Annotated in this window: 4 protein-coding genes; 2 read left to right on the plus strand and 2 right to left on the minus strand. The window is 60.3% G+C overall.

Features of this window, described 5'->3' with window-relative positions; translation table 11 throughout:
• Positions 1-1,095 (plus strand): NAD+ synthase (locus EGI20_RS16670; protein ID WP_498632827.1); only part of this gene is annotated, 1,095 nt, incomplete at its 5' end.
• The gene (gene lolA, locus EGI20_RS16675) at positions 1,095-1,697 is read left to right on the plus strand and encodes an outer membrane lipoprotein periplasmic chaperone LolA (protein WP_498632828.1); all 603 of its coding nucleotides are present in this window, start codon (positions 1,095-1,097) and stop codon (positions 1,695-1,697) included. The genes EGI20_RS16670 and lolA, both read left to right, overlap by 1 nt.
• Before the next feature lie 33 nt (positions 1,698-1,730).
• Here the strand turns inward: lolA and EGI20_RS16680 are convergent, their stop codons facing one another.
• Together EGI20_RS16680 and EGI20_RS16685 are read right to left on the minus strand one after the other, a co-directional pair.
• Positions 1,731-2,762: a hypothetical protein gene (locus tag EGI20_RS16680; RefSeq protein WP_498632829.1), complete on the minus strand. Its 1,032-nt coding sequence runs from the start codon at positions 2,760-2,762 to the stop codon at positions 1,731-1,733.
• A gap of 8 nt (positions 2,763-2,770) precedes the next feature.
• Positions 2,771-3,395 (minus strand): flagellin family protein (locus EGI20_RS16685; RefSeq protein ID WP_498632830.1); only part of this gene is annotated, 625 nt, incomplete at its 5' end.

A 3,395-nucleotide genomic window follows, 5' to 3' on the forward strand; every position in this document is an offset into this window, starting at 1 on the left:
AATGCCTCGCCTTTTCACCGCAACAAGGTGGCCGCGCGTCAGGAGATGGCGCGCTACCGCGTACAGGAAACCGGCCTGCCGCTGGCCTATGTCAACCTGAATGGCGGACAGGATGAGCTGGTCTTTGACGGTGCTTCGTTCGCGCTGGACCGCAACGGCGAAGTCTGCGCACAAGCTGCTGCCTACAGTGACGAGTTGCTGCTGATCGACTATATCGACGGCGACTTTACCAGCAGCCGGCATGCCGCGCTGCCGGACGCGACGGCCAGCGTCTATCAGGCGCTGGTTACCGGCGTACGCGACTACATCGGCAAGAACGGTTTCCCCGGCGCCCTGCTCGGTCTGTCCGGCGGGGTGGATTCGGCCTTGACGCTGGCCATCGCGGTGGATGCACTTGGGGCGGACAAAGTGCATGCGGTGATGATGCCTAGCCGCTACACGGCGGATATTTCACTGACCGACTCGCGCGATATGGTGGCGCGTCTGGGCGTGAAGTATGACGAGATTGCCATCTGGCCGATGTACGAGCGCTTTACCGAGGCGCTGGCCCCCTCTTTCGCCGGCCTGCCACTGGATGCCACCGAAGAAAACCTGCAGGCACGCATACGCGGCACGCTACTGATGGCACTGTCCAATAAGGGCGGCAAGCTGGTACTGACCACCGGCAACAAGTCGGAGATGACGACCGGCTACTGCACGCTATACGGCGATATGGCCGGCGGCTTTGCCGTGCTTAAGGACGTGGCCAAGACGCTGGTTTACCAGTTGTGCGAATGGCGCAACTTGCAAGGCGCGGTCATCCCCGAGCGCATCATCACCCGTCCGCCTTCGGCCGAGCTGCGCCCCGACCAGACCGATCAGGACAGCCTGCCGCCTTACGATGTGCTGGACGCGATTATGCAGCGCTATGTGGAAGGCAATCTGTCGGCCGCCGAGATTATCGCCGACGGCTACGCCGAAGCCGATGTACTGCGCGTGGTACGCTTGCTGAAAATCAATGAATACAAACGCCGCCAGGCACCGGTAGGCCCGCGCATTACGCGCCGCGCGTTCGGCAAAGACTGGCGCTACCCGATCACCAACCGGTTCAGCTAATGAAAATCCTGTTTATTCCGCTCCTGGCCAGTCTGGCGCTGCCGGTTCATGCCGCAGCCATCGCCCAGCTCAAGGCCTTTGTCGCCGGCACGCAAACCGTGTCGGCCCAATTCGAGCAGACCGTGACCAACCAGAAGCACCGCGAGCAGGCTCACGGCACGCTGGAGATCTCGCGTCCGGGCAAATTTCGCTGGAGCTACGCCAAACCGTTCGAGCAGGTGATTGTCGGCGACGGAAAACGGCTGTGGATTTACGACAAGGAATTGGCACAGGTCACCAGCAAACCGCTGGACAGCGCGCTAGGCTCCAGCCCGGCGGCACTGCTGGCCGGCAACAATGCCATCGAACGCAACTACATCCTGAAAGAGGCCGGCAAGGAAGGCGGTCTGGAATGGCTGAATGCCACGCCGCGTCAGGCCGACAATACCTTCCAGTCGCTTAAAATGGGCTTCTCCGGCAATACACTGCAAGAGATGCGCTTAAGCGACAGCTTCGGCAATACCACGCTGATCCGCTTTGTTGCGGTCAAAAAAAATCCGGCCATTCCGGCCGGAAACTTCAACTTCACTCCGCCTAAGGGGGTGGATATGCTTAGCGAATAAGCCCGCTGTGGCGGCAGGCAGCACCTGCCGCCATTAACGCAGGGACAGCAGGGACAATACGCGATAACGGCTGACACCGGACAATGCCGGCAGGATTTCGTAATAGCCCTGATAGGCATCACGCTGGTTGAGTCTGGCATTGAAATCCGCGACAAAACTCTGCGCCCAGCTTTGCTCGTCCATGCTCACCAGACGGGAAATGGAGTGCTCAGCCTCGGCAATCGCGCTCAAGATGGCGGCGCGCGATTGCTGCACTTGGGCAATGATGCTGACAACGCGCTGCAGACTCTGGCGGACACCCGCATGGTCATCCAGTTGCCAGGGCATCTGAAACGGGTCGGACTCGGTTTCCAGACGCACGCGCTGTGGCGAGCCGGCCGGAAAACGCACGCCTTCGCCACGCACCATCAAACCCTCGCGCAGTCGTGCCAGCGCCGACTCTTCGACACTGAATGCCAGCGCCCCGCCATCGTCCACCTCGGCACGCAAACCCATGCCCCCCAGCGCCCGGTTAAAGCGCTGCAGCAGGGTCTTTTCATCGACCCCGTCACCGACGACCACCACCGCAGGCGGCACGCCGCGCTCCGGCCCGATCAGTACAAGGGTTTCCGCCTTGCCCTGGGTCAGCGCAGAAAGATCCATACCGCGTAGCGAAAAACGCTGACGCACTTGCCCGGTTACCTGGAAATGCAGCTTCCCGTCCAGCGTGCCATCCGTTTTTGCCTCGCGCTGCGCCCATTGCGCCCCGACTTCATCGGTTCTGGCCTGCAAGGGCTCTTTTTCAATGCGCCGACTGCCCAGTTCGCGCCCCAAATCGGACTTAAGCAGTTCCAGACGGCGCAATAGCTGATCAACAAAATCAAGCGATTGCTGGGCGCTCGTCAATTGCTGATTCAACTGCGTACTATAACGCCAGCCCGACACCGCTGATTCGCGCTGGCCACGGTTTTCCGTGTCAGCGGTGGCGGATAGCGACCCTGTACGCGCAGCAGCCACAACGGGCTCGGCCAGCCGGCCTTTTTTGCCAAGTGCCGGCGTATCCAGTGTCGTCAACAAGGAGCGCATATCCGTCCTCAGATCACATTAAACAAGGTCAGCTGGCTGACCTTGCCGTAGGCCTTCTGGCTTGCCTGCAGGGCAAGTGTGTAGGCATTCATTTTGATGAAGGCCTCCGCATAGTCGAGCCGGCCGATATCGGTTGCATTTTTCTGGTTGGCAAGACTGACGTTGCTGTGGTTGTCGGCCATCATCTTGATGATGTTCTGCGCCCCGCCCTGCTGGGCGATCTTGCTGCCTATCATCTGGTGCGCACTATCCAGCACACCCAAGGTTTTGCGCACATCATCACCCACGGCCGCCGCCGTCAAGGCAGGATCGTCCAGCTTCACAATCAGCGCTTCCAGCTGGTTGAGCATGTCGGGCAACTGCGCCAGCGTGGTATTCGACACCTGACTGACGCCATGCCCCACAACCACCGGGATCGTCTCCTCATTGCCGGCAAAACTATACACACCGGCTGTGGCATCACGCTGGATGGCAGGCTTATCATTGGCTGTACCGGAAAAAAGATAGCGCCCCTCCTGGTCACGGACATTGGCAGAAAACACCAGACTATCACGCAGACTTTTAAGCGAGCTGCCCATGGCCTTCAGATCGGCAGCCGTATTGCTGCCATCGGCCGCCCACACCAGCAAGTCA

The organism is Aquitalea sp. S1-19 (assembly GCF_024343515.1).

Bases quoted from the DNA above. Each gene is read 5' to 3' on its own strand.
- lolA (WP_498632828.1), top strand. From the start codon at position 1,095: ATGAAAATCCTGTTTATTCCGCTCCTGGCCAGTCTGGCGCTGCCGGTT.
- EGI20_RS16680 (WP_498632829.1), bottom strand. From the start codon at position 2,762: ATGCGCTCCTTGTTGACGACACTGGATACGCCGGCACTTGGCAAAAAA.